This window comes from Streptomyces sp. 6-11-2, assembly GCF_006540305.1.
Taxonomy (GTDB): Bacteria; Actinomycetota; Actinomycetes; order Streptomycetales; family Streptomycetaceae; genus Streptomyces.
Map to the genome: position 1 here is coordinate 4,733,036 of NZ_BJOR01000001.1, position 24,981 is coordinate 4,758,016.

The 24,981-nt window shown below is 70.8% G+C and carries 18 protein-coding genes; 17 read left to right on the forward strand and 1 reads right to left on the reverse strand.

Annotated elements, in window-relative coordinates:
- Positions 1 to 38 precede the first annotated feature (38 nt).
- The 10 genes from TNCT6_RS20810 to TNCT6_RS20855 all read left to right on the forward strand — a co-directional run bounded on the left by TNCT6_RS20810 (position 39) and on the right by TNCT6_RS20855 (position 12,832).
- Positions 39 to 1,586, forward strand: coding sequence for a folylpolyglutamate synthase/dihydrofolate synthase family protein (locus tag TNCT6_RS20810; protein WP_373996194.1), 1,548 nt, complete (start codon positions 39 to 41; stop codon positions 1,584 to 1,586).
- A 6-nt stretch (positions 1,587 to 1,592) separates the two neighbouring features.
- Positions 1,593 to 1,955 (forward strand): DUF4233 domain-containing protein, encoded by a 363-nt coding sequence (locus TNCT6_RS20815; RefSeq protein WP_141360918.1) that lies wholly within the window; start codon positions 1,593 to 1,595, stop codon positions 1,953 to 1,955.
- Between the two features lie 64 nt (positions 1,956 to 2,019).
- Positions 2,020 to 2,433, forward strand: a complete 414-nt coding sequence (gene ndk / locus TNCT6_RS20820) for a nucleoside-diphosphate kinase (RefSeq protein WP_141360920.1) — start codon at positions 2,020 to 2,022, stop codon at positions 2,431 to 2,433.
- Positions 2,434 to 2,746: 313 nt separating this feature from the next.
- Positions 2,747 to 3,766 carry a rod shape-determining protein gene (locus tag TNCT6_RS20825; RefSeq protein ID WP_100566843.1) on the forward strand — a complete coding sequence of 340 codons (1,020 nt, stop codon included), beginning with the start codon at positions 2,747 to 2,749 and terminating at the stop codon, positions 3,764 to 3,766.
- A 162-nt stretch (positions 3,767 to 3,928) separates the two neighbouring features.
- Positions 3,929 to 4,870 carry a rod shape-determining protein MreC gene (gene mreC / locus TNCT6_RS20830; protein WP_141360922.1) on the forward strand — a complete coding sequence of 314 codons (942 nt, stop codon included), beginning with the start codon at positions 3,929 to 3,931 and terminating at the stop codon, positions 4,868 to 4,870.
- 14 nt (positions 4,871 to 4,884) lie between these two features.
- Positions 4,885 to 5,562 (forward strand): rod shape-determining protein MreD, encoded by a 678-nt coding sequence (gene mreD / locus TNCT6_RS20835; RefSeq protein WP_141360924.1) that lies wholly within the window; start codon positions 4,885 to 4,887, stop codon positions 5,560 to 5,562.
- 121 nt (positions 5,563 to 5,683) lie between these two features.
- On the forward strand, positions 5,684 to 7,987 hold the full coding sequence (gene mrdA / locus TNCT6_RS20840; protein WP_141360926.1) for a penicillin-binding protein 2: 2,304 nt from the start codon (positions 5,684 to 5,686) through the stop codon (positions 7,985 to 7,987).
- Positions 7,984 to 9,183: a rod shape-determining protein RodA gene (gene rodA, locus TNCT6_RS20845; RefSeq protein WP_141360928.1), complete on the forward strand. Its 1,200-nt coding sequence runs from the start codon at positions 7,984 to 7,986 to the stop codon at positions 9,181 to 9,183. The genes mrdA and rodA overlap by 4 nt, the downstream gene beginning before the upstream one ends.
- 60 nt (positions 9,184 to 9,243) lie before the next feature.
- The gene (locus tag TNCT6_RS20850) at positions 9,244 to 10,758 is read left to right on the forward strand and encodes a CYTH and CHAD domain-containing protein (protein WP_141360930.1); all 1,515 of its coding nucleotides are present in this window, start codon (positions 9,244 to 9,246) and stop codon (positions 10,756 to 10,758) included.
- 94 nt (positions 10,759 to 10,852) lie between these two features.
- A complete protein-coding gene (locus TNCT6_RS20855) occupies positions 10,853 to 12,832 on the forward strand; it encodes a TIGR03960 family B12-binding radical SAM protein (protein WP_141360932.1) in 1,980 nt (659 codons plus the stop codon).
- Between the two features lie 148 nt (positions 12,833 to 12,980).
- On the opposite strand, the gene TNCT6_RS20860 is transcribed toward TNCT6_RS20855, so the two are convergent.
- Complete coding sequence (locus TNCT6_RS20860) at positions 12,981 to 13,658, reverse strand: GAP family protein (protein WP_141360934.1); 678 nt, start codon at positions 13,656 to 13,658, stop codon at positions 12,981 to 12,983.
- A 433-nt stretch (positions 13,659 to 14,091) separates the two neighbouring features.
- Here TNCT6_RS20860 and TNCT6_RS20865 point away from each other — a divergent pair, with 433 nt between their 5' ends.
- From TNCT6_RS20865 to TNCT6_RS20895, 7 genes are all read left to right on the forward strand, one after another.
- The gene (locus TNCT6_RS20865) at positions 14,092 to 14,682 is read left to right on the forward strand and encodes a hypothetical protein (RefSeq protein WP_253266176.1); all 591 of its coding nucleotides are present in this window, start codon (positions 14,092 to 14,094) and stop codon (positions 14,680 to 14,682) included.
- Positions 14,683 to 14,709: 27 nt separating this feature from the next.
- Complete coding sequence (locus TNCT6_RS20870) at positions 14,710 to 16,062, forward strand: Dyp-type peroxidase (protein ID WP_141360938.1); 1,353 nt, start codon at positions 14,710 to 14,712, stop codon at positions 16,060 to 16,062.
- 57 nt (positions 16,063 to 16,119) lie between these two features.
- Positions 16,120 to 17,250, forward strand: coding sequence for a catalase family protein (locus tag TNCT6_RS20875; RefSeq protein ID WP_141360940.1), 1,131 nt, complete (start codon positions 16,120 to 16,122; stop codon positions 17,248 to 17,250).
- Between the two features lie 292 nt (positions 17,251 to 17,542).
- Positions 17,543 to 17,950, forward strand: a complete 408-nt coding sequence (locus TNCT6_RS20880; RefSeq protein WP_141360942.1) for a hypothetical protein — start codon at positions 17,543 to 17,545, stop codon at positions 17,948 to 17,950.
- Positions 17,951 to 18,137: 187 nt separating this feature from the next.
- Positions 18,138 to 19,229: a hypothetical protein gene (locus TNCT6_RS20885; protein WP_141360944.1), complete on the forward strand. Its 1,092-nt coding sequence runs from the start codon at positions 18,138 to 18,140 to the stop codon at positions 19,227 to 19,229.
- A 140-nt stretch (positions 19,230 to 19,369) separates the two neighbouring features.
- Positions 19,370 to 20,155 carry a TIGR03936 family radical SAM-associated protein gene (locus TNCT6_RS20890; protein WP_141360946.1) on the forward strand — a complete coding sequence of 262 codons (786 nt, stop codon included), beginning with the start codon at positions 19,370 to 19,372 and terminating at the stop codon, positions 20,153 to 20,155.
- Positions 20,156 to 20,429: 274 nt separating this feature from the next.
- A complete protein-coding gene (locus TNCT6_RS20895; RefSeq protein ID WP_141360948.1) occupies positions 20,430 to 24,803 on the forward strand; it encodes an Rne/Rng family ribonuclease in 4,374 nt (1,457 codons plus the stop codon).
- The last annotated feature ends 178 nt before the right edge of the window (positions 24,804 to 24,981 follow it).

Sequence of the window (24,981 nt, forward strand, 5' to 3'; positions counted from 1 at the left end):
CCCCCGGAGTCATGCGACTCCGGGGGCCTTCGCCCAGAATGTCGGCGACCCTCCGTACACTTGGCCCCGTGAGTGAGCTCCCCCCGGACAGCAGCGGCCAGCCAGACCCTCTCGACACCTTTGACGAGATCATCGCCACGGAGACCGAACGCGACCCCGATCTCGCGGTCATCGAGGCCGGCAGCCGCACCCTGCGGACCCAGGGCGGTCCGTCGCAGGCGGACGACCCCGGGCGCCCGGAGGACCCCGAGGTCGACAAGGCGCTGCGCGAGGTCGAAGGGGAGCTGGCCACCCGCTGGGGCGAGACCAAGCTGGAGCCCTCGGTCAGCCGGATCGCCGCGCTGATGGACGTCCTGGGCGAGCCGCAGCGGTCCTACCCGTCCCTCCACATCACCGGCACCAACGGCAAGACCTCCACCGCCCGCATGATCGAGGCCCTGCTCGGCGCCTTCGACCTGCGCACCGGCCGGTACACCTCCCCGCACGTGCAGTCGGTCACCGAGCGGATCAGCCTGGACGGCGCGCCGATCTCCGCCGAGCGGTTCGTCGAGACGTATCACGACATCAAGCCCTACGTGGAGATGGTCGACGCCTCGCAGGAGTACCGGCTGTCCTTCTTCGAGGTGCTGACCGGCATGGCGTACGCCGCCTTCGCCGACGCGCCGGTCGACGTGGCCGTCGTGGAGGTCGGGATGGGCGGCAGCTGGGACGCCACGAACGTCATCGACGGTGACGTCGCCGTGGTGACCCCCATCGACCTGGATCACACCGACCGCCTGGGCACCACGCCCGGCGAGATCGCCGGGGAGAAGGCCGGCATCATCAAGCAGGACGCGACGGTGATCATGGCCCAGCAGCCGGTGGACGCCGCGCAGGTCCTGCTGAAGAAGGCCGTGGAGGTCGACGCGACGGTCGCCCGCGAGGGGCTGGAGTTCGGTGTCGTGGCCCGCCGGGTGGCCGTGGGCGGACAGCTGCTGACCCTGCGCGGCCTGGGCGGCGACTACACCGAGGTGTACCTGCCGCTGCACGGCCCCCACCAGGCGCACAACGCCGCCGTGGCGCTCGCCGCCGTCGAGGCGTTCTTCGGCGTCGGCGCGCAGCGCGCCCAGCCGCTGGACGTGGACACCGTGCGCAAGGCGTTCGCGGCCGTGTCCTCGCCGGGCCGGATGGAGGTCGTACGGCGCTCGCCGACCGTGGTGCTGGACGCCGCGCACAACCCGGCGGGCGCGCGGGTGACCGCCGAGGCGGTCCGGGAGGCGTTCGACTTCAGCCGGCTGATCGGGGTGGTCGGGGCCAGCGGCGACAAGAACGTGCGCGGTCTGCTGGAGGCCTTCGAGCCGATCTTCGCGGAGATCGTGGTCACGCAGAACTCCAGCCACCGGGCGATGGACGCCGACGAGCTGGCCGCGCTCGCCGTCGAGGTGTTCGGCGAGGAGCGGGTCCAGGTCGAGCCGCGGCTGCCGGACGCGCTGGAGGCCGCGATCACGCTCGCCGAGGAGGAGGGCGAGTTCGCCGGCGGCGGTGTGCTCGTCACCGGCTCCGTCATCACCGTCGGTGAGGCCCGACTGCTCCTGGGGAGGGGCTGACTTCTCGTGCGTACGCTGTGTTCCTCGACCCTGATCGGCGAGTTCTTCGTCATCGGCTTCGCCGCGCTGGTCGCGATGAAGGACCCCGGCCTGTCCATGGCGACCGTGTGGACGGTCAGCGGCATCGCGATGCTGCTGTGCCTGCTGCTGTGCGGTGTGGTGACCCGGCCCGCCGGTGTGATCCTCGGCTGGGTGCTCCAGTTCGCGCTGATCGCGTCCGGCCTGGTCGTGCCGATGATGTACTTCCTCGGTGCGGTCTTCGCGGCGCTGTGGTGGGCGTCGGTGCACTTCGGGCGGAAGATCGAGGAGGCCAAGGCCAGGTTCGCGGCCCAGGCCGCCGAGGTCGGCCCTCCGGCTGACGCTGCGTGACAGGAGCGGTGACACGCCCTGTAACCTCGTCCCACCGCACATCTGCCAGGTGAAGGAGCCACCCGTGACCCAGCGCACCCTCGTCATCCTCAAGCCCGACGCCGTCCGTCGTGGCCTGACCGGCGAGATCATCAGCCGTATCGAGCGCAAGGCCGGCTGGCAGATCACCGCGCTGGACCTGCGCACCCTGGACACGGAGACCTTGGAGCAGCACTACGGCGAGCACAAGGGCAAGCCCTTCTACGAGCCGCTGATGGTGTTCATGGCCTCCGGTCCGGTCGTCGTCATGATCGTCGAGGGCGAGCGGGTCATCGAGGGCGTGCGAGCGCTGGCCGGCCCGACCGACCCGATCGCCGCCGCTCCGGGTTCGATCCGCGGCGACTACGGCGTGATCGTCCGGGAGAACCTGATCCACGCCTCCGACTCCGAGGAGTCCGCCGAGCGCGAGGTGAAGATCTTCTTCCCCGGCCGCGGCTGACCCCCGAGCGCCTTCCCCGGCCCCGTCGAGCTGACATACCGTCAGCTCGGCCGCCCGCCTGGCCTGGGCGGCCGCACGAATCCGGCCGCCCGGTGGCATATGCGGTGCCGATCGGGGGAACGAGTGCCCCCGATGGACCGTCTCCAGAAGCGAGGCGGTACGCCATCTGCTGACAATGGCGGAGACCCTCGCGCAGTGTTCGTGCGGGCGCGTCTACGATGGAAGCCTTCACGTCACAGCACCCACCTCGCCGTACCTGAAATGCCGTCAAACGCTCCCAGGGAAGGCCAGACGAATCCTGATGGGGAACTCAATGTCGTTCATCGGCCGTGACATGGCTGTCGACCTCGGGACCGCCAACACGCTGGTGTACGTCAGGGGTCGCGGGATTGTACTCAACGAGCCGTCCGTCGTCGCGATCAACACCAACACCGGTGGGATCCTCGCGGTCGGCGCCGAGGCGAAGAAGATGATCGGGCGCACGCCGGGCAACATCGTCGCCGTGCGTCCGCTCAAGGACGGCGTGATCGCGGACTTCGAGATCACCGAGCGGATGCTCCGCTACTTCATTCTGAAGATCCACAAGCGACGGTATCTGGCTCGTCCGCGGGTCGTCGTCTGCGTGCCCTCCGGTATCACCGGCGTCGAGCGCCGCGCCGTCATCGAGGCTTCGTCCCAGGCCGGCGCGCGCCAGGTGCACATCATCGAGGAGCCGATGGCCGCGGCCATCGGCTCCGGCCTGCCGGTCCACGAGGCCACGGGCAACATGGTGGTGGACATCGGCGGCGGCACCACGGAGGTCGCGGTCATCTCGCTCGGCGGCATCGTCACCGCCCAGTCCATCCGCGTCGCGGGCGACGAGCTGGACAACGCCATCATCCAGCACGTCAAGAAGGAGTACTCGCTCCTGCTGGGCGAGCGGACGGCCGAACAGATCAAGCTCACGATCGGGTCGGCGTACGACCTCGACTCCGACGAGCACACCGAAATCCGCGGCCGTGACCTCGTCTCCGGGCTGCCGAAGACCGTCGTCATCTCGGCCGCCGAGGTGCGCAGGGCGATCGAGGAACCGGTCAACGCGATCGTCGACGCGGTCAAGACCACCCTCGACAAGTGCCCGCCGGAGCTCTCCGGCGACATCATGGACCGCGGAATCGTTCTGACCGGCGGCGGAGCTCTGCTGCGCGGCCTGGACGAGCGGCTGCGCAGTGAGACCGGCATGCCGATCCACATCGCCGAGGACCCGCTGGACAGCGTGGCGCTCGGCTCGGGCAAGTGCGTCGAGGAGTTCGAGGCACTCCAGCAGGTCCTGGACGCCCAGCCCCGCAGATGACACAACTCAGCGACTCCGCCGTACGAGATGATCTTTTCTCGTGCGGCGGATCGTTGATATAGAGGCATAAGCTCCCGCAAACGGGCCCCTTGGATTTGCGCGCGCAGACCGCGCTTCGCCGGGGCCACCCAGTTCCTATGAGGAAGGGCACGGCCGCCGCACGTGAGGGACACGAAAGAGAGCCGGCTGCTCCTGGTGCTGCTGATCGCCATCGCGTTCGCACTGATCACGGTGGACATCCGCGGCGGGGAGAACTCCCCGGTGGACGGTGCCCGGCGGGCCGCCGCCACCGTCTTCGGTCCGATCGAGAACGGCGTGTCGGCCGCGGTGAACCCGGTCGGCGACGCGGTCTCCGCGGTCCGCGACTCCGGCGAGCGCCACGACCGGCTCGCCGCGCTGGAGAAGGAGAACGCCGCCCTCAAGGCCGAACTCGGCAGCGACGACCGCAAACGCAGCCGTCTCACCCAGCTGAACAAGATGCTCAAGCTGGCCGGCGACGGCCAGTACGGCATCAAGGGCGCCCAGGTCATCGCCATAGGGGCGTCCCAGGGCTTCTCCTGGACCATCACCATCGACGCCGGCGCCAACGACGGCCTCCAGCGCGACATGACCGTCCTCAACGCCGACGGACTGGTCGGCCGCGTCACCACCGTGGGCCCCAGCACCTCCACCGTGCTGCTCGCCAACGACCCCGACTTCACCGTCGGCACCCGTATGGAGGGCAGCGACGAACTCGGCTTCGCCTCCGGCCAGGGCGACCGCCCCCTGCGCGTGCAACTCCTCAACGGCAAGGCGGACGTGAAGAAGGGCGACCGCCTGGTCACCTTCGGCTCCCAGGGCAACAAGCCCTTCGTGCCGGGCGTCCCGGTCGGTGTCGTCTCCCGCGTCGACCCCTCCGGCGGCGACCTGACCCGCACCGTCTACGTCACGCCGTTCGTCGGCTTCACCAAGCTCGACGTCGTCGGCGTCGTCGTCCAGGCCCCGAAGAAGGACCCGCGTGACGAGGTCCTGCCACCGAAGCCCAAGCCGACCCCGACGCCCACGGTGACCGTGACGGTCACCCCGTCCGCCGACGCCTACGCCAACGACTATCCGCAGCAGTAGGAGCTTCACGTCCCATGCGCCCCAACCGGATCCTGCTCTCCAGCGCGCTGGTCGTCGTCGCCCTGGTGATCCAGGTGAGTGTCCTGTCCCGGCTGCACCTGCCCGGAGCCGTCCCCGACCTGCTCCTGCTCACCGTCCTCGGCCTGGCCATGGTCTACGGCCACATCGGCGGCGCCCTGGTCGGCTTCGGCGCCGGACTGCTCGCCGACATCGCCCCGCCCGCCGACCACGCCGCCGGCCGCTACGCCCTCGTACTGTGCGTCATCGGCTACCTCGCCGGACTCATCAAACCCGAGACCGGCCAGGTCAAGTCGGCCACCGGCCCCATGGCCGTGGTGGTGGCCGCCGCCATCGGCTCCACCCTCCTGTACGCGGGCGTCGGCGCCCTCGTCGGCGACACCGCCGCACGCCATGTCGGCCTGGGCGGACTGCTGCTGACGGCCGCCGTGTACGACCTGCTGCTCGCCCCCTTCGTCGTGCCCGGGATCATGTGGCTGGCCAGGCGCGCGGAGAACGATCCGCTCGCCGACTCCGGCTCCGCCGCCAAGAAGACCGACATCTCCTCCGGCTGGCTCTCCTCCGGCACCGGACTGAGCATCGGGGGCCGGCGCGGCGCGCTCGGCAGTCTGAAGGCCAAGGCCCGCACCCGCACCACTCGGGTCGGCCGCATCAAGGGGGTCAAGCGGCTGTGACAGCACGGCAGTCGGCCGCCCCGCCGGCCGCACAGGTCCGTTACACGCTCTGAGAGGGGGAGGCAGCACCCGTGACCGCCCACCCGTCTCCCACCACTTTTCCAAGGAATGGGCTTCGCCCATGACAAATATTCCTGAAACCGGTCGGACCCCACGCGTCCAGACCCGGCTCGTCGTCATCCAGATCCTCGTCCTCTCCCTGCTCGGCACGCTCGGCGGCCGGCTGTGGTACCTCCAGATCCGCGAGGGTGCCCAGTACCAGAAAGAGGCCTCCGGCAACCACGTCCAGCAGGTCGTCCAGCCCGCCGTGCGCGGCTCCATCCTGGACGCCCGCGGTGTGCCGCTCGCCGACAACGAGACCCGGCTGGTGGTCTCCGCCTCCCGCACCGACCTGCTGAAGCAGAAGGACGACGGCAAGGCGGTCCTCACCAAGCTCGCCGGCGTCCTCGGCATGGACGTCGACGAGGTCATGACGAAGGTCCGGCTGTGCGACTCCAAGACCCCGCAGCCCTGCTGGAACGGCTCGCCGTACCAGCCCATCCCCATCACCGACGAGGCCACCCCCCGCCAGGCCCTGCAGATCCGCGAACGCGCCGAGGACTTCCCCGGCATCACCGCCGAGCCCGAGGCCGTGCGCCGCTACCCCGGGCCCGGCAAGTCCAACTCCGCCCAGGTCCTCGGCTATCTCTCACCGGTCACCGACGACGAGATCCAGAAGGCCAAGGACACCGACTCGCCCTACCTGCGCTCCGACATGGTCGGCCGCTCCGGGCTGGAACGGCAGTACGACAAGGAACTGCGCGGCAAGGCCGGCGTCACCCGCTACGAGGTCGACAACCTCGGCCGCGTCATCGGCAAGGCCCAGTCGGACGCCGCCGAGTCCGGCTCCAGCCTGGTCACCAGCATCGACTCCCGCGTCCAGCGGATCGCCGAGTACGAGCTGGACAAGGCGATGAAGGCCGCCCGGACCCAGTGGGACAAGATCACCAACAAGAACTACAAGGCCGACTCCGGGGCCGTCGTCGTGATGGAGGCCAGGACCGGCCGCATCGTCGCCATGGCGTCCGCCCCCACATACGACCCGAACGCCTGGGTCGGCGGCATCTCCGCCAAGGACTACAAGGCGCTCACCGGCAAGGACTCCGACTACCCGCTGCTGAACCGGGCCATCCAGGGGCAGTCCGCGCCCGGCTCGACCTTCAAGGTGGTCTCCACGGCCGCCGCGGTCGAGGCCGGCTACGACTTCAACGGCAACTACCCCTGCACCAGCTCCTACTCGGTCGGCAACCAGGTCTTCAAGAACTTCGAGGGGGAGAGCTTCGGTCCGATCTCACTCGGCCGGGCCCTGGAGGTCTCCTGCGACACCGTCTTCTACTACCTCTCGGACACCGAGTGGAAGAAGGACGGCGGCATCAACCCCAAGAAGGGCAAGCCGAAGGACTACTTCTACAAGGCCGCCCACCAGTTCGGCCTCGGCAAGGAGACCGGCATCGACCTGCCGGGCGAGGTCACCGGCCGCGTCCCCGACCGCGAGTGGAAGCAGCGGTACTGGGAGGCCAACAAGGACAACTGGTGCGAGACCGGCAAGAAGGACGGCAGCTACGTCGAGAAGATCGCCTACGAGAACTGCCTCGAGGGCAACAAGCTGCGCGAGGGCGACTCGATCAACTACTCCATCGGTCAGGGCGACACCCTCCTCACCCCGATCCAGGAGGCCGTCATCTACGGCGCGATCTCCAACGGCGGCACCATGTACACGCCGAGCATCGGCAAGGCGATCGTCAGCTCCGACGGCAAGCACATCACCGAGATCAAGCCGAAGTCCCACGGCAAGCTGCCCATCACCAAGGCCACCCGCGACATGATGGACCAGGCCCTGGCCGGCGTGGCCACCCGCGGTACCGCCGCCTGGAAGTTCGCCGGCTGGCCGCAGGACAAGATCCCGCTGCACGCCAAGACCGGTACCGCCGAGGTCTACGGCAAGCAGACCACGTCCTGGCTGGCCACCTACAGCAAGGACTACACGGTCATCATGACCATCGCCCAGGCCGGTACCGGCTCCGGCGCCTCCGGTGAGGCCGTCCGCAACATCTACAGCGCCATGTACGGCGTCCAGGCCGACGGCTCCATCGACAACAAGAAGGCCCTGCTGGCCACCCCGCAGAAGAGCCTGCCGCAGATCCGGCCCGACGGCTCGATCGCCGCCGCGAAGGTCCCCGCCGACCCGGCCAAGGACCAGGAGGAGATCGCCAAGCAGGCCGCCGAGCAGGCCGGGCAGGGCGGCGGCACCACCGCGAACGACCAGCAGGGTGGCACCGCACCGAACGACCAGCAGCCGCCTGCGACCACTGCCTCGCCCCCCACAGGCAACCGCGACACCCGCAGGCGCCAGCGCCGAAGGGGAAGCCGGAGGATGACCGCATGACCGGCGCGAACAGCTTCTCCATCTCCGGGTACGGCCCCGAAAAGGGCGGCTGGACACGGGTCTTCGCCCGCGACTCGGCCGCCCGCCGGCTCGACTGGCCGATACTGTTCTGCGCGCTGGCGCTGTCCGCGATCGGCGCCGCCCTGGTCTACTCCGCCACCCGCAACCGCACCGGCATCAACCAGGGCGACCCGTACTACTTCCTGATCCGGCACCTCATGAACACCGGCATCGGGTTCGCCCTGATGATCGGCACCGTCTGGCTCGGCCACCGCACCCTGCGCAACGTCGTGCCCATCCTGTACGGGCTCTCGGTCCTCGGCGTGCTGCTGGTGCTCACCCCGCTCGGCGCCACCATCAACGGCAACCGCAACTGGATCGTCCTCGGCGGCGGCTTCTCCCTCCAGCCCTCCGAGTTCGTGAAGGTCACGATCATTCTGGGCATGGCGATGCTGCTCGCGGCACGGGTCGACGCGGGCGACAAGATGTACCCCGACCACCGCACGGTCCTTCAGGCGCTCGGCCTCGCCTCCGTACCGATCATGGTCGTGCTGCTCATGCCCGACCTCGGCACGGTCCTGGTCCTGCTGACCATCATCCTCGGCGTGCTGCTCGCCTCCGGCACCTCCAATCGCTGGGTCTTCGGCCTGCTCACCGCCGGCGTCGTCGGCTGCATCGCCGTCTGGCAACTGCACATCCTGGACCAGTACCAGATCAACCGGTTCGCCGCCTTCGCCAACCCCAGCCTCGACCCGGCCGGCGTCGGCTACAACACCAACCAGGCCCGCATCGCCATCGGCTCCGGCGGCCTGACCGGCGCGGGCCTCTTCCACGGCTCCCAGACCACCGGCCAGTTCGTTCCCGAACAGCAGACCGACTTCGTCTTCACGGTCGCGGGCGAGGAACTCGGCTTCCTCGGCGCCGGCCTGATCATCCTGCTGCTCGGCATCGTGCTCTGGCGCGCCTGCCGCATCGCCCGCGAGACGACCGAGCTGTACGGCACGATCGTCGCCGCCGGAATCGTCGCCTGGTTCGCCTTCCAGTCCTTCGAGAACATCGGCATGACCTTGGGCATCATGCCGGTCACCGGCCTGCCCCTGCCCTTCGTCTCCTACGGCGGCTCGTCGATGTTCGCGGTCTGGGTGGCGGTCGGACTGCTCCAGTCGATCAGAGTGCAGCGGCCCATGTCGGCGTAGCGGCGGCGACCCGCGCCCGGACCCCTGCCGCCGGGGCCGGACCCGCACTAGATTCGGGTCATGGCGGACATCAAGGCGAAAAGGGAGATCGAGCGGAAGTACGAGGCCGGCGACGGCGGACTCCCCGACCTGACCGGCGTCGGCCCGGTGGCGGCCGTCGTCGACCAGGGCGTCGCCGAACTCGACGCCGTCTACTACGACACCCCCGACGAACGCCTCACCGCCGACGGACTCACCCTGCGCCGCCGCACCGGCGGCGCCGACGCCGGCTGGCACCTGAAGTTCCCGGTCAGCCCCGGCGTACGCGACGAGATCCACGCCCCCCTCTCCGACACCGTGCCCCCCGCCCTCGCCGGACTCGTCCGCTCCCGCGTCCGCGACGCCGAACTGCTCCCACTGGTCCGCATCCGCTCCCGCCGGGGGATCAGCCACCTCGTCGACGCCGACGGCACCCCGCTCGCCGAGGTCGCCGTCGACGCCGTACGGGCCGAACGGCTGACCGGTCACGGCGGCGCCGCCCAGTGGACCGAGATCGAGGTGGAACTCGCCGACGACGGCGACCCGGCGCTCCTCGACGCCGTCGGCAAACGCCTGCGCAAGGCGGGCGTACGCCCCTCCCCGGCGGCCTCCAAACTGGCCCGCGCCCTGACCGAGACCGCCCCGCCGGACCGCCCCCGCCCCACGGCGGCCGGCCACGCGGCCCCCACGACGGCCGGCGACCACGTCCTCGCCTACCTGCGCGCCCAGCGCGACGCCCTCGTCGCACTCGACCCCGCCGTACGCCGGGACGAGTACGACTCCGTCCACCAAATGCGCGTAGCCACCCGCCGCCTGCGCAGCGCCCTGCGCACCTACCGCAAGGTCCTGGACCGGACCACCACCGACCCGGTCCGCGCGGAACTGAAATGGCTCGGCACCGAACTCGGGCTCGGCCGCGACCAGGAAGTCCTCGCCGAACGCCTCACCACCGGCCTCGACGAACTGCCCTACACCCTGATCACCGGCCCCGTCCGCACCCGGCTGCGCACCTGGTCGCGGAGCGCCCGCGGCGACGCGCGCCGCCGCCTCCTCGCCGACCTCGACAGCGACCGCCACCTGGCCCTCCTCGACACACTCGACGCCCTGCTGGCCGACCCGCCGCTGCGCCCGGCCGCCGCCGGGAAGCCGGCCAAGGTGATCACCAAGGCCGTGCACAAGGACTTCGCGGCGCTCTCCGCCCTGCTCCGGCACGCCCTCGACCTGCCACCCGGCCACGACCGCGACCTCGCCCTGCACGAGGCCCGCAAGAAGGCCAAGGCCACCCGGTACGCGGCCGAGGCGGCCGTACCCGCCCTCGGCGATCCGGCCGTCGGCCTGGTGAAGGCGGCGAAGTCGCTGCAGAGCCTGCTCGGCGACCACCAGGACAGCGTCATGGCCCGCCGGACCCTGCGCGAGCTGGCCGGCCAGGCGCACGAGGCGGGGGAGAGCGCGTTCACGTACGGGGTGCTCCACGGACGCGAGGAGCAGAGTGCGGCCGAGCTGGAGGCCCGGCTGCCGGAAACCTGGCGGGCGATCGAGAAGGGGACGGCCCTCTGAGCGCTCCCGCGACCGCCTGCCGGGCGTTCGGGACAGGTCCGGGACCGGGTTACGCTTGGTGGTCCCCCCTGTCAGCTCACGAAGGTCCGTCGAGATGCCTGCCGAAGCCGCCGAGACCGTCGAGTCTGTGTTCCCGCAGCTCGAAGCTCTGCTCCCGCATGTGCAGAAGCCGATCCAGTACGTCGGCGGAGAACTCAACTCCACGGTCAAGCCCTGGGAGTCCTGCGATGTCCGCTGGGCGCTCATGTACCCGGACGCCTACGAGGTCGGCCTGCCCAACCAGGGCGTCATGATCCTCTACGAGGTCCTCAACGAGCGCGAGGGTGTCCTGGCCGAGCGCACCTACAGCGTGTGGCCCGACCTGGAGGCGCTGATGCGGGAGCACGGCGTCCCGCAGTTCACGGTGGACGGCCACCGTCCGGTGAAGGCCTTCGACGTCTTCGGCCTGTCCTTCTCCACGGAGCTGGGCTACACGAACATGCTGACGGCCCTGGACCTGGCCGGAATCCCGCTGGAGGCCAGGGACCGCACGATCGACGACCCGATCGTGATGGCGGGCGGCCACGCCGCCTTCAACCCCGAGCCGATCGCCGACTTCATCGACTGCGCGGTCATCGGTGACGGTGAGCAGGCGGTGCTGGAGGTCACGGAGATCATCCGCGCCTGGAAGGCGGAGGGCCGCCCGGGCGGGCGCGAGGAACTCCTCTTCCGCCTGGCGAGGACGGGCGGGGTGTACGTGCCCGGCTTCTACGACGTCGAGTACCTCCCCGACGGCCGTATCGGCCGCGTGGTCCCCAACAAGTCGGGCGTCCCGTGGCGTGTGTCGAAGCACACGGTGATGGACCTGGACGAGTGGCCGTACCCCAAGCAGCCGCTGGTGCCGCTGGCGGAGACGGTCCACGAGCGCATGTCGGTCGAGATCTTCCGCGGCTGCACGCGGGGGTGCCGCTTCTGCCAGGCCGGCATGATCACCCGCCCGGTGCGCGAGCGCTCCATCACGGGCATCGGCGACATGGTGGAGGCCGGCCTGAAGGCGACCGGCTTCGAGGAGGTGGGCCTGCTCTCCCTGTCCTCGGCCGACCACTCGGAGATCGGCGACCTCGCCAAGGGCCTCGCCGACCGCTACGAGGCCGACAAGATCGGCCTCTCGCTGCCCTCCACCCGTGTGGACGCCTTCAACATCGACCTGGCGAACGAGCTGACCCGCAACGGCCGCCGCTCGGGCCTCACCTTCGCCCCGGAGGGCGGCTCGGAGCGCATCCGCAAGGTCATCAACAAGATGGTCTCGGAGGACGACCTGATCCGCACCGTCGCCACGGCCTACGGCAACGGCTGGCGCCAGGTGAAGCTGTACTTCATGTGCGGTCTGCCCACGGAGACGGACGAGGACGTCCTCCAGATCGCCGACATGGCGACCCGCGTGATCCAGAAGGGCCGCGAGGTGTCCGGCTCCAACGACATCCGCTGCACGGTCTCGATCGGCGGCTTCGTCCCCAAGCCGCACACCCCGTTCCAGTGGGCGCCCCAGCTCTCCTCCGAGGGGACGGACGCCCGCCTGGAGAAGCTCCGCGACAAGATCCGCGGCGACAAGAAGTACGGCCGCTCGATCGGCTTCCGCTACCACGACGGCAAGCCCGGCATCGTCGAGGGCCTGCTCTCCCGCGGCGACCGCCGGATCGGCGCCGTCATCCGCGCGGTCTACGACGACGGCGGCCGCTTCGACGGCTGGCGCGAGCACTTCTCCTACGACCGCTGGATGGCCGGCGCGGACAAGGCCCTCGCCCCCTTCGGCGTGGACGTCGACTGGTACACCACCCGCGAGCGCACCTACGAGGAGGTCCTCCCCTGGGACCACCTCGACTCCGGTCTCGACAAGGACTGGCTCTGGGAGGACTGGCAGGACGCCCTCGACGAGACCGAGGTCGAGGACTGCCGCTGGACCCCCTGCTTCGATTGCGGGGTATGTCCGCAGATGGACACGGCCATACAAATCGGCCCGACCGGCAAGAAGTTGCTGCCTCTGACGGTCAAGAACGCGGCCCCGGCACCTGCGTCGAGCGGTCACGCGCACTGAGCTGCGCGAGGCACTCGAACGGGTGGTTGAGGCGCTGGTAGGGGCGAGCGAGGACGAGGTGGCCGCTGCCTTTGCCGCGTGGCCTGTTGAGCCCCCTTCCCTGATGGGGAGGGGGCTCGCCGGTATCCGGGCGCCGCGAGTAAGCCTGTCAGGAGGTGAGGATGGAGATGCCGTCTCCGAGCAGTTTCAGCCCGAGGACGAAGAACAGGACCGCCATCACGGCGACATTGTGCTGAGCTGCCCAGTTTTTCCAGCTGCCGAGCGTGGTCCTGGCCCGCTCTCCCCCGAGCAGGAAAACTCCCAGTGGGGCCAGCAGGCCGAGGGTGGCGATCAGGACGAAGATCGCCAGAGATGCGATCTGCTGCCCTACCGGCAGGCCGGCTGAGCCGATCGCGGCGCCGGCGGCGATGGTCAGCGGGGCGTTCTTGGCGTTGAGCGCGGCCAGGGCCAGCCCCAGTGCGAAGACCTTGACCGGCGTGAGGCGGTCGATCGCGCTCATCCACTTCGGCAGCTGAGCTTGCGAGGAATCCCTTGGGCGCCGGTGCCATTGCCGGGCGCCGAAGAGGACGAGGCACAGGCCCAGGACGAGCTTGAGGACTCCCACCCAGGTGGCCGGGTGGTTGCGGGCGGAGGCGCCTGCCGGGGAAGCGATCGCCAGCATCACCGCGCCCAGTGCCGCGAGTCCCAGGATCCAGCCGACGGTGAAGAGGACGCCGTTGAGACGTCCTCGGGGCGTGGCGAGTATGAGGATGACGGCGATGATCGGGAGGGGACTGACCGCGACGGCCGCCGCGAAACCCAGCACGTCACCGAGAACTGCGCCCATGGTTGCCTCCGCGTGAGGTCAGGGTGGCGATCCAGTTGAGTAGGGCTTGGCGCGTGAGCAGGGCTTGGCGCGAGAGGGTGCCCCGACCGCCTCGGCGGCGCAACGGGTCGGTGTGCGATCGGTCGCGCCACCGTCTCCACGGCCGCGCGGAAGCGGCTGCCCGGGAATGGTGACGACGACGTACTCGGCACGTCCATTCCATCTTCCTGCGCTCGGCCGGATCTGTCCTCGGGTGCTTTTCGGGGCGGGAGGGATCAGGCTGGACGCCGTAGTGCCGGACTCTCCCGGTCATCCACCTCGGGTGACCACAGTGCCCAGGGCCCGGGATGCGAGGCGGTGCATCCGTGGTGAGGATTGACATGTGGGGGCGATGGCGCCTCATGTCCGGGTGCTTGGCGACCCTCGCACCGAACCGTGGCAGGAGAGTTTCACGATGACTGCGACGACAGGTGCAGCCCAGCCGGCGCGCCCCGAGCGGCCGGGCAGGTCGGATGGGGTCTGCAGCGAGTTCACCGTTTTCACCGAGATCAAGCCGGGCCATGCGGACGCGCTGCGTGAGGATCTCGCCGCGATGGCCGACGCGGCGGATGACGAGAGGGTCCATGCGGCGCTGCGTCAGATCGGCACCCTGCATGACGCACGGCATGTGATCTTCGACAACGACACCCGCTTCATGTTCGCCAGCGTCTTCGACGGCTCCTGGGACACGTACATCGACGACTTCGCCAAGACGGTGGTCGGGGAACGCTTCGACAAGGTCTTCTCGCACAGCGTGGGGTTCCCCGGCGTCAAGGATCCCGGGGTGAAGGACTGGTTCATCGCCCACCAGGCGCCCGCGGGGGTCTTCGTCAGCGCCTATCCCGATCTGACCGTTCAGCAGATCTTCAAGGACCACCGTGTGGACGACGCGTTCCAGGAGGTGCTGGACACCCCCGAGTTCCGGTCGGCCCTGGAGAACCCGGCCAACGCGGAGTTGGTGGCCACGCCTGCCTTCCGGAAGCTGTTGGAGGAAGCCTCGGCCTAGCGACCGATGTGGAGGGCACAAGCGATCATGAACACAGCGGACAGCGGCAGCGCGGCCGGCGTGAGCATCGAGATCGACGACGTCCAGAGCGGGGCGCTGCGTCCGAGGCCCGTGCCGTACGAGGGAAAGTTCGTCTTCCTGCGTGTCGATGACCGTGATGCCGGACGCGCCCTGCTGCGGCGGCTGCTCCCGGTGACCTCGGGTGGTCTGCCCAGCGCGGACCGGAGCCAGGATGCCTGGGTCGCTGTGGCGTTCACCTACGAGGGGCTGAGGGCCCTGGGGGTGCCCCAGGAGTCGCTGGACAGCTTTCCGCGAGCGTTTCGTGAGGGCATGGCCGCTCGGGCGGAGCTGATCGGCGACGTGGGCGAGAGCGCGCCGGCCCACTGGGAGGCACCGTTCGGAACGGGCGATGTCCACATCGCGTTGAGTGCCCTCTCCTCCGATACGGCACAGCTGGACAAGGAGCTGGAGCGGGCCCGTGTCGCCTTCGAGGAGACACCCGGTGTCCGGGTGATCTGGCAGCAGGACGTCCACCAGCTCCCGACCGGGCGCACCACCTTCGGCTTCCGTGACGGCATCAGCCATCCGAACATCGAGGGCGTCGGACTGCCCGGTTCCAACCCGCGGGAGGCCCCCATCAAGGCCGGCGAGTTCATCCTCGGCTACCCCGATGAAACCGGCAGCCTGCCGCCCATGCCCAGCCCCGATGTGCTGGGGCGCAATGGGACCTACGCGGCCGTCCGCAAGATCCACACCAACGTGGCGGCCTGGCGCCGGTACCTGCGCGCGAACAGCTCCAGCGCCGAGGAGGAGGCACTCCTGGCGGCCAAGATGGTCGGGCGCTGGCCGAGCGGAGCGCCGTTGACGCTGACCCCGGAGCACGATGATCCGGAGCTGGCGGCTGATGCGCACCGCGTCAACGACTTCCTGTACCGGGAGAACGACGACCGGGGGTACCGGTGCCCCGCCGGTGCGCACATCCGGCGTACCAACCCTCGTGATTCCACCATCATCGGCGATGCGCGGATGCACCGCCTCATCCGCCGTGGGACCACCTACGGCCCGCCGCTGCCGGAGGGCGTGCTCGAGGACGACGGCGCCGACCGGGGCCTGGTCGGAGTCTTCCTCGGGGCCCATCTGGAACGGCAGTTTGAGTTCATCAAGGCCGAATGGGTCAACGACGGCAATTTCATCGGCTACCCCGGCGAGAAGGACCCCGTGGCCGGGCATCACGGCGGAACCGGCAGCGTCACCATCCCGGAGAAGCCGGTCCGGCGCCGTCTGCGGAACCTGCCCAGCTTCGTGGTCACCCGGGGCGGCGAGTACTGCTTTGTGCCGGGGCTGCGCGCTTTGCGCTGGCTCGCCGAACTGGAGGGCTGAGGGCAATTCCCTGCCCCTGAGGTGCGATCACGGTCTCCGGGAGGAGAGGTCGAAGTCATGGCCGCACAGTTCGTCCGCTACACGCCTGACGTCGAAGACGACGACCCGGACTTCGACCGCAACGTGCAGACGGTGATCGAGAAGACCGAGAGCTACATCGCCGAGTCGGTCGAGGCCGGCGGCACCGGGCGGGCCCTTCGCGACGCCCACGCCAAGGGCTACGGGCTGGTCCGAGGGGAAGTGGAGATCCTGGACGGACTGCCCCCCGAGTACGCCCAAGGAATCTACGCGACTCCGGGAACCCACGATGCGCTCATTCGCTTCTCCAACGGCTCGCCTCACGCCGGAGCCGACGCGCGGCTGGGCGCCGCCACCGGACTGGCGCTGAAGATGTTCGACATCCCCGGCCCGACCCTGCTGGAAGACGAACCGGACACGGGCACATTCGACTACGCCAACATCAACGGACCGATCTTCTTCTGCAACACAGTCGAGCACTACCTGTTCATCCAGGAACTGTTCCTGACCGCGCCGGCCTATTTCTCCCAGGGCCGTCCCGGAGCACATCGCTTCTTCACCGAGTTCGTGACCGGAAAGGGGACACTGGACCAGGACAACTGGGCGTGGGACGAGTTCCTGGCCTTCCTGCGTCTGTCCAAGACCCCTCCGGCGAACCTGCTGCTTTCGAGTTACTGGACGATGGGCGCGGTCCGGCACGGGGACTACATCGCCAAGGTGCGCATCACCCCCGAACCGTCCTCCGCTGCCGCGGTGGTCCGGCGTGCCATCGACCCGACCTCGGGGGTGGAGGTCTTCCGACCGGCCCTGCAAGCCGAGTTGCAGGAGCGGCCCTACGCCTTCGACATCCAGGTCCAGCTCTGCACCGACCTGGAGCGCATGCCGGTGGAGGACACCACCGTGGAGTGGCCCGAGCAGCTCTCGCCGTCCGTCACCGTGGCCAAGCTGCGGCTGCCGCGGCAGGACATCTCCGAGCCGGGGAATCTGGAGAAGATGGACGCACTGTCCTTCACGCCCTGGCGGGTCACCGCCGAGCACGCGCCCCTGGGCAACATCATGCGGGCCCGCAAGGAGGTCTACCGGCGATCCTCCCTGGCGCGCCACAAGCTCAACCAACAGCCGCGCACGGAGCCGCGAAGCGTCGACGAAGTACTTGGCCCGGCCCAATGAGGCCGACTGATGCAACGGCAAGCGCCCTCGACCGCCATCAAGTTGCTGCCTCTGACGGTCGGGAACGCGGCCCCGGCACCTGCGTCGAGCGGTCACGCGCACTGAGCTGCGCGAGGTACTCGCGTCCGGCTGCGTAGCCGGTTGAGCCCCTTCCCTGCCGGGAGGGGGCTTCAACGTGTTTGAGAAGTGGGGAACCGGTCAGATCAAGGCCGGAAACGAGTGGCTGCGGTGTGTGGCGGATTGTTTATATGACCTGTCACTTGCCGATCAATCGCTTGAGGTGTGAAGCCACTTGAAGAAGGTTCTGACCGCAATCGCCGCCGCTGTCATGGGTGTCACGATGTTCGGCGGAAATGCCCAGGCGGTGGATGTCACTCCGTTCAGCGCCACGAACTGCACCGGAAACGCGGGATCCACGGACGGGTCCGGGTCGGTTTGTATCACGGTGAACGGGACCGGGCTCAAGGTGGACAGCTTCTATCTGTCCAAGCAGTCGAACAACCGGGCCTGGACCGATTACGCGCACATCGACTTCACGGACGGGTCGGGTGGTTTTATGAGCCAAACCGTCAGCGCCGCGCGGGTCGAGAAGAAGACGGTCGGAACCACCTGGGGGCTTTCGGCGGCGGACGGCAGCAAGATCTGCGGGTATTGGCACAATTACCCGGGGACCAAGGCCTGCGCGACGATTCACAAGTAAGGCGATTCACGAGTGATCCGAGGCGCAGCGCGGGCGGAGCGGGCCGGTTCGGTCCGCTCCGTTGTCGTGTGCGGCGGGGTTGTCGTGTGCGGCCAGAGGGGGATCGGGGTCCGGCCTCTGCGGATTCCTGCCGAGTGACGTGTGGGCCTCGTGGATCCGGCGGGAGCGTCGCCGCGTCCTCTCGGGTATGGAACTGGAGAAGCGGGGGGCCGGGGAGCGGCCGCCCGAGGGGTGCCTCGTGGTGGCGGTCCGGATGCCCGTACGGATCGTGGTGCTGGTGCTGGTCGTGCCGGTGCGCATGGCGTGGGACGCGCTCGTCGTCGGCGGGCGGTTGCTGCGCGACACCGTGCTGCGGCCGCTCGGCCGGGCGCTCGCTCGGCTCGGGCGCGTACTGGTCGTCGTACCGCTCGTATGGACGTACCGGTGGGTGCTGACGCCGATCGGGCACGCGCTCGTGTGGCTCGCGCGGAGAGCCGGGGACGTGCTGGCGTGGGTGTACGCGCGCGTGCTCGCGCCGATCGGGCGTGCGGCCGAGTGGGTGCTGCGAAGGCTCGGGCTCGTGCTCGCCGCCGTGGGAGCAGCGGTGTTCGCCGGCACTGCCCGGCTCGTCCAGTGGCTCCTCGTGGCCCCCGGCAAGTGGTGCTGGACGTGGGTCCTCACGCCGGCCGGCCGTGCGCTCGCCCGGTGTGCGAGGGGAGTGTGGTGGGTTCTCGCGGCGGCGGCCGCCGGGGTCGGTGCGGTTCTGTACTGGGCCTGTCGTGTCCTGCTCGTCCTGCCCGCGCTCGCGCTGTGGCGGTGGGTCCTCACGCCGGCCGGCCGCGGACTCGCCCGGTGCGGGAGGGGACTGTGCCGGTGGGTGCTCGTCCCCGTCGGTCGCACCCTGGCCGTCGTCGGGCGGGAGGTGGCGGACGCCCTCGGGCACGCCTGGCGGGTGGCCGGGTGGATCTCCCTCGCCGTCGGGCGGTTCCTGGGGGCCGTCCTGCGCCGGCTCGTCGTGGAGCCGGTGCGCTGGGCGTACCGCCGGGTGCTCACGCCGCTCGGGCACGCCGTCCGGGACGCCGTCCTGCGCCCCGCGGCGCGGATCGCGCGCCAGGTGGGCCACTCCGCCCGGCAGGCTCTCGCCGCGGCGCGCGACATCGCCCGGCAGGCCCGAGCCGACCTGCGCCGGGCGCTCCTCGGGGAACCCCGGCCGGTGGCCCGTCGGGATCCTGTGGTGGCCGAGACGCGTACTCTAGAGACAAGGACCGGGCGCGAAGTCTCCCCGCCGACGCGAGGGTGATCCGGACGGGACGGCACCGGAAAGGTGCCGGACCGGACGCTCCCCGCCGTAGCGGGGTGGTGCCACGGACCGTCCGCCGTACACGAGGAGAAGTTCCACTGGGCAAGCGACAGCCCGAAGGCCCACCGCCCGCACCCGCGGTGCAGCGCATCCGACTGCGCTACACCAAGCGTGGCCGCCTCCGGTTCACCAGCCACCGTGACTTCCAGCGCGCCTTCGAGCGTGCGCTGCGCCGTGCCGAGGTACCGATGGCGTACTCGGCGGGGTTCACGCCGCACCCGAAGGTGTCCTACGCCAATGCCGCACCCACCGGCACGGGCAGTGAGGCGGAGTACCTGGAGATCGCGCTCACCGCGTCCCGCGACCCGGAGCGTCTGCGTGAGCTTCTCGACGAGTCGTTGCCCGCCGGGCTGGACGTCGTCGAGGCGGTCGAGGCCCGTACGTCGGGGCTCGCCGACCGGCTGACCGCTTCCGTGTGGGAGCTGCGGCTGGACGGTGTGGACCCGGCCGAGGCCGAACGTGCGGTCGCGGCCTTCAACGGGGCCGAGACCGTGGAAGTGCAGCGCCTGACCAAGAACGGCATGCGCACCTTCGACGCCCGGTCCGCGGTGGTGGACCTGGAGAGTGCGGAAACGAACGGTTCGGCGGCTGATGGGCCGAGCGACCAGCCTTGTGCGATACTGCGGCTGGTTGTTCGGCACGTGACGCCTGCCGTACGACCCGACGACGTCCTGTCCGGTCTCCGCGCCGTGGCCGACCTGGCGCCGCCGGTCCCCGCAGCGGTGACCAGGCTGGCGCAGGGGCTGCTCGATGAAGAGACCGGTACGGTGACCGACCCGCTCGCGCCCGACCGCGAGGCAGACCTGGCCGCCCCGGCCGATTCAGTGGGGGCCGCCGTTCCTGCCGCCGCGAAGGCGCCTGCGTAGGGACGGTTCCGCACCGGGACGTACGTCGAAGCGCCGCCCTCGTACTCGGGAGCCACCTGGGTCGGGCAGCGCACCGACCAGAAGACTTTCGCCAGGCCGTACACGACAAGGGGTACGGAACCGGCGAGACAGGACACAGAGAGCTCCCGTGCGGCGCCCGCGCCCCGGACGGCGGCCGGCGCCCATGGCACGGCCGCGGACGTCAACGGTGTCGATCGATGATCGGCGCCGGACCAGGCGCGGCGCCCGGGAGCCTGACGGGAGATACGCCCGCATGCTCGAACCGACCGAACCCATCGAGGGTTCCGAAGAACTGAACACTCCGAGCGACACCCTGCCGCCGCGTCGTCGGCGCCGTGCCGCTTCCCGCCCGGCGGGTCCGCCCGCCGCCGCGTCCTCCGAGGCCGCGGCCGAGATCACCGCTCCGGCCGTACCGGCCGCCGCCTCCGCGGAGCTCGCGGAGCAGGTGGAGGAGCAGGAGATTCCCGGGGCCGAGGCGGTCACCGGCGAGGCGACGGAGGAGGCGGCCGAGGCCGCCGCCCTCGTGGAAGCCGCCGCGGAGGCCGCGCCCGCGCGCCGTACGCGCCGCCGTGTCTCCGTGCCCGCCGGGACCCCCACGACCGCCCAGGGCGAGGCTGCCGCCGAGACCGTCGTGCCGGCGGCGGCCGTCGCCGAGACGCCGGCCACCGGGTCCGGTGCCGTCGAGACGTCCGCCGGGTCCGTGGAGGCCGGCGAGGCCGCCGCTCCGCGGCGTACCCGCCGGCGTGCCACCCGCAGCGTGTCCGCGCCCACCGCGTCCGCGGAGACGGTCGAGACGCTCGTCCCCGCCACGCCCGCGGAGAGCGCGGAGCGGCAGGAGAGTGCCGAGGCTGTCGCCGAGCCGGCGGCGGAGGCGCCCGCGCCCGCCGCTCGTACGCGGCGCCGCGCGACCCGGCGTGTGTCCACGCCCGCCGGTGCCCCCGCGCCGGCCGAGGCTTCCGAGGTCCCCGCGGTGAACGCCGCTCCCGAGGCGACGGCCCCCGAGCCCGCCGCCGAGGCCACGACCGCCGAGCCTGAGGTCGCTGCCCAGGCCGTGGAGGACGCTGCTCCGCGGCGTGCCCGTCGGCGTGCCACGCGCCGCGTGTCCGAGCCCGCCGCCTCGTCCGAGCCCGCCGTCTCGCCCGAGAGCGCGGCGGAGTCCGTGAGCGAGGCCCCCGCCGCCGAGGAGGCCACGGCCCCCGAGCCCGCCGCCGAGGTCGTGGAGGACGCTGCTCCGCGGCGTGCCCGCCGGCGTGCCACGCGCCGCGTGTCCGAGCCCGCCGCCCAGACCACGGGTGTCACCGAGACCCCCGCGGCCCGGTCCGCCGAGGCTCCCGGCGAGGACCAGGTCCCCGCCGCCGTCGCCTCCGCCGCCTCTGCCGCCGACGAGTCGCAGGCGCCCAAGGCGCCCGCCGCCGAGGCCGGGGCCGAGGAGACCGGGACGAGGCGCAGCCGGCGTCGGGTCGTGCGGCGTGCCGCGACCGGTTTCTCCGAGCCCGCCGCCGAGTCCGCCGCCGGCGACGGCGAGTCGTCGCGCCGGCCCGCGCGCCCCGCTGTCGCCGTGTTCCAGGCGCCCGTCTTCACCGAGCCGATGTTCCAGACCCCGGAGCGGGCCGCCGCCGCGGCGGCGGCCGAGGCCGCGGAGGTCGAGGAGCTTCCGGAGGAGCAGCCCGAGCAGCCCGAGCAGGCTGAGCAGGGCGGCTCGCGCCGCCGCCGTCGCCGCCGGGGTTCCGGTGGCGAGGAGCCCGAGACCCGGGTGGCCGGGAGCGCCGACGAGTCCGCCGAGGACGAGACGGAGGAGGAGGCCGCCGAGTCGGCCGAGGAAGCCGCCGAGGGCGAGGACGGCGAGGAGGCCGGTTCGCGCCGTCGCCGCCGTCGCGGTGGCCGCCGCCGTCGCCGGGGCGAGTCCGCCGAGGCCGGCGGGGACGAGTACGCGGAGGAGAGCGACGAGCTCGCCGCCGAGCAGGCCGCACAGGACGCCGAGGACACCGCCGAGCAGCTCGACGAGGACGACGAGGACGAGGCCGAGGCCGCGGAGTCGGCCGAGGAGGACGAGGGCCGGCAGGGGGGCGGTGGCTCCAGCAGCAGCCGCCGTCGCCGTCGGCGTCGTCGCCGGGCCGGTGACAGCGGCACGGACAACGAGCCGTCCGCCGACGACCCTGAGCGCACCGTCGTCAAGGTGCGCGAGCCCCGCAAGGCCGCCGAGCCGTCCGACGAGGTGCAGTCCATCAAGGGCTCGACCCGCCTGGAGGCCAAGAAGCAGCGCCGCCGCGAGGGCCGCGAGCAGGGCCGTCGCCGGGTGCCGATCATCACCGAGGCCGAGTTCCTGGCCCGCCGTGAGGCCGTCGAGCGCGTGATGGCGGTCCGGCAGCACGGCGACCGTACGCAGATCGGCGTCCTGGAGGACGGCGTGCTCGTCGAGCACTACGTCAACAAGGAGCAGTCGACCTCGTACGTCGGCAACGTCTACCTCGGCAAGGTGCAGAACGTCCTGCCCTCGATGGAGGCCGCCTTCATCGACATCGGCAAGGGCCGCAACGCCGTGCTGTACGCCGGTGAGGTCAACTTCGAGGCGCTGGGCATGGCCAACGGCCCCCGGCGCATCGAGTCCGCCCTCAAGTCCGGCCAGTCCGTCCTCGTCCAGGTCACCAAGGACCCCATCGGACACAAGGGCGCCCGTCTGACCAGCCAGGTCTCCCTCCCGGGCCGCTACCTCGTGTACGTCCCCGAGGGCTCGATGACCGGCATCAGCCGCAAGCTGCCCGACACCGAGCGGGCCCGGCTGAAGACCATCCTCAAGAAGATCGTCCCCGAGGACGCGGGCGTCATCGTGCGCACCGCCGCCGAGGGCGCGAGCGAGGACGAGCTGCGCAGGGACGTCGAGCGGCTGCAGGCGCAGTGGGAGGACATCCAGAAGAAGGCCAAGAACGGCGGCGGTTCGAGCGCACCGTCGCTGCTGTACGGCGAGCCGGACATGACCGTCCGGGTCGTGCGCGACATCTTCAACGAGGACTTCTCCAAGGTCATCGTCAGCGGTGACGAGGCATGGCAGACGATCCACGGGTACGTCTCGCACGTCGCCCCGGACCTCGCGCCGCGTCTGCAGCGCTGGACCAGCGAGGTCGACGTCTTCGCCACGTACCGGATCGACGAGCAGCTCGCCAAGGCGCTGGACCGCAAGGTCTGGCTGCCCAGCGGTGGTTCGCTGGTGATCGACCGGACCGAGGCGATGGTCGTCATCGACGTCAACACCGGCAAGTTCACCGGCCAGGGCGGCAACCTGGAGGAGACGGTCACCAGGAACAACCTGGAGGCGGCCGAGGAGATCGTGCGCCAGCTGCGGCTGCGCGACCTCGGCGGCATCATCGTGATCGACTTCATCGACATGGTCCTGGAGTCCAACCGCGACCTGGTGCTGCGCCGTCTGCTGGAGTGCCTGGGCCGCGACCGTACGAAGCACCAGGTGGCCGAGGTGACCTCGCTGGGTCTGGTGCAGATGACCCGCAAGCGGGTGGGCCAGGGACTGCTGGAGTCCTTCTCCGAGACCTGCGTGCACTGCAACGGCCGCGGTGTCATCGTCCACCTGGAGCAGCCGAGCGTTGGCGGTGGCGGCGGGAGCAAGCGCCGCAAGCGCGCCCGCGCCGGTGCCGAGCAGCCGCACGAGCACGAGGCCGTGGCCGCCGAGGTGGTCGCCCCAACCGCCGAGGAGGAGGCGGAGACCGAGGCGGAGGCCGCCGAGCCCATCGTGCTGCCCGCGCTGGAGATGGCCCCGGACGAGGAGCTGTACAGCAGCGTCGCCGAGGCGGAGGCCGCGGCGAGTCGTGGCCGTACGCGGCGCCGCGCGAGCCGGCGGGCGTCCGCGCCCGCGGGCGCGCCGAAGGCCCACGCCGACGGTGGCACCCCGGCTCCCACGACCCAGGACGTCACGGCGGCCGCCGAGGCCGCGCGCCCGGCGCGCCCGGAGCCGGCGGAACAGGCTCAGGCCGAGCCCGTGGCCGTCGAGGCCCCGGCCGTTCCGGCGCCCGTGGCCGAGGCCCCGGTCGAGGAGGCCGCCCCCAAGGGCCGTACGCGTCGTCGCGCGACCCGCAAGGTGTCGGCTCCGGCCGGTTCCCCGGCGGGTGCCGAGGAGACCGTGGTGACGGTGTCCGAGGCCGCGCCGGCGGCGGCAGCCGAGCCGCAGGACGTCGCGGTCGAAGCGGCTCCGGTTCCGGCGGAGCAGCCGGAGGCCCCCGCCGAGTCCGCCGCCCCGGCCCGTCCGCGCCGCCGCGCCGTGCGCAAGGCCACCGCGCCGACGGCGTCCGAGGACACGGCCGTCGTGGTCGTCCCGTCGGCCCCGGCGGAGGAGGCCGAATCGGCCGCCGCGGCGGAGGAGCCCGCCGAGGAGGCCGCCTCGGAGGCGACTCCCGCGAAGAAGGCGGCGGCCCGCAAGACGGCCAAGAAGGCGACGGCGAAGAAGGCCGCCACCAAGAAGACCGCGGCCAAGAAGACGGCCGTGAAGAAGGCCACGGCCAAGAAGGCGGCGAAGACGACGACCGCCAAGAAGACCGCGGCCAAGAAGGCGACGGCCAAGAAGACCGCGGCGGCGGCCCAGCAGGCGCCGTCCTCGGTCGGCTCGTCGGTGGAGGAGTGACGAGGGCCTACGCGTATTGATCACGAGCCTTGTTGATGCCGATCGGGCTTGATCATGGCGAAGACCTCCGGCGTGGTGGAGTTCTCTAGGACTTCACCACACGGAGGTCTTCGTGCTCCACCGTAATGCCCGGCTGACCGTTCCCAGCAGACGGCTACTCATCGAGCGTGTACAGGGC